Annotated in this window: 1 protein-coding gene; it reads left to right on the top strand. The window is 73.1% G+C overall.

Annotated features, from left to right (window positions below; genetic code table 11):
- Nucleotides 1-2,221 (top strand): FAD/NAD(P)-binding protein (locus AOK24_RS19310; protein ID WP_338060943.1); only part of this gene is annotated, 2,221 nt, incomplete at its 5' end.
- Between the last annotated feature and the right edge of the window lie 21 nt (nt 2,222-2,242).

Raw genomic sequence — 2,242 nt, forward strand, 5'->3', positions numbered from 1 at the left:
CCCCCCACCCCGGAGGTTCACCATGCCCTTCGTCTCCCTAGCCATCGTCGGCGCCGGCCCGAGCTGCACCTACGCCCTGGAACGCCTCGCCGCCCTCGCCCAGGCGGCCGACGGCCAGGTCCCGCTGGCCATCCACATCTTCGACGCGTCGGGCCAGTTCGGCGCCGGCCAGGTGCACAGCCCCGAGCAGCCGGCGACGAGCTTCCTGAACCGGATCGTCGGCCAGGTGTCGTTCGCGGCGGACGAGACGGTCGAGGAGGCCGGCCCCCTGCTGCCCGCCGCCCTGCGCCCCACGCTCCTGGAGTGGTGCCACGAGCGTTTCCGGGCGACCGGCGACCCTCTGTACGACGTGAGCGCGGAGGACTGGCCGAAGCGCTACGTCCACGGCCAGGCGCTCCAGGACCAGTTCGAGACGTACCTGAGGCTGCTGCGCTCGGCGGGCGTGAAGGTCGACCTGCATCACGCGGAGGTCGTCGACATCCACGAGTCGGCCGAGGGCGGCGGCCGGCTGACCGTCGTCACGGACGCGCCGGGCGCCGCGTACGACGTGGACAGCGTCCTGATGGTCACCGGCCACTCGTGGAACGACCCGGACCGCTACCCGAAGCAGGCGAAGTGGAACGCGTTCGCGAAGAAGCACGGCGCGGTGTTCGTGCCGTCCGCGTACCCGATGGAGCTGCACATCCCGGAGGAGTCGACCGGCCCGGGTTCGGTGGTCGGCTGCCTCGGCATGGGCCTGACCAGCATCGACATCATCCTGCACCTGACGGAGGGCCGGGGCGGGAAGTACGTCGACCGGGGTGACGGCCAGCTGCTGTACGTCCCGTCGGGCGACGAGCCGGCGTCGATCGCGGTGTTCAGCCGCTCGGGCCTGTTCACGTTCGCGCGCCCGTACAACGCGAAGGAGCGCGACCTGGACGCCCTGGAGCACCGGGGCGTGTTCCTGACGGAGGCGGCGGTGGACGCGCTGCGGGTGTCCGAGGGCGGCACACCGGTGACGATCGGCGGGCTGGCGCGCGTACAGCTGGACTTCGAGCGGCATGTGCTGCCGATCGTGGTGCTGGAGATGGCGGCGCTGTACTACCGGACGCTGTTCGGGCCGGAGTTCGGGGACGCGCTGGAGGCGGCGGTGCGCCCCGAGTACGAGGCGTTCCTCGCGGACGCGGGCGCGGGCGCGTCGTCCGCCGACGCGGTGGCCCGGCTGTCGGGCGCGGTCGAGCGGTACCTCGACCCGGTGGTGGAGGCGCTGGACGCCGTACTGCGCGGCGGGGACGCCGCGTTGCCGAAGGGGCTGCTGCCGCGCTACCTGGAGGTCGTGTTCGGCCCGGACTCGGGCACGCGGCTGGCGGGACTCGCGGAGTCGGACCGGGCGCGGTTCGCGCGGGCGGTCGCGGTGACGCCGTCGCCGTACCGGCACGGCACGTACGCGGCGGACAACCGGTTCTCGTGGGAGCGGACCCTGTGGCCGATCCCGCGCGACGGGCACCGGGACGCGGAGGGGTACCGGGCGGCGCTGCTGGACTTCCTGGACGTGGACCACCGCTGGGCGGCGCAGGACAACCTGACGAACCCGGCGAAGGCGGCGGCCGACGGCGTCTGGCGCGACCTGCGCGACACGCTGGCGTACGCGGTGGACTTCGGCGGCCTGACGGCGGCCTCGCACCAGAACTTCCTCGACGTGTACATGCGCCACCACAACCGGCTGTGCAACGGGGCCGCGCTGGAGGTCATGGAGAAGGTGCGGGCGGCGATCCGCGCGGGCCTGGTCGACGTGTCGGTGGGCCCCGGCGCCGATCTGACGACGGACGCGGCGACCGGCAGGTTCCGGGTGCAGGGTCCGACGACCGGCGCTGACGTGGAGCTGGACGTGCTGGTGGACTCGCGGGTGCACCCGTTCGACGCGGAGAACGACGTACGGCCGGTGTATCCGGCGCTGCTGCGGCACGGGCTGGTCCACAAGTGGGTGAACCCGGGTCAGGGCGGGGCGCCGGACTTCGGTCCGGGCGGCCTGGAGCTGACGGCGGACTTCCACCCGGTGCGCGAGGACGGTACGGCGGACGCGCGGCTGACGTTCCTCGGCCCGCCGAGCGAGGGCGTGATGTTCTTCCAGCTCGGCGCGTTGCGCCCGAACCGCAACCACCATGTGATGCAGGACGTGCTGCGCTGGGTGCGCGAGTTCTGGCCGCGTGTGCAGGACGCCCCGGTGCCCGCGAGCGCCTGACGCCGCCCTGGTGAAGGAGGT

Source organism: Streptomyces niveiscabiei (genome assembly GCF_001419795.1).
GTDB classification, from domain to species: Bacteria; Actinomycetota; Actinomycetes; order Streptomycetales; family Streptomycetaceae; genus Streptomyces; species Streptomyces niveiscabiei.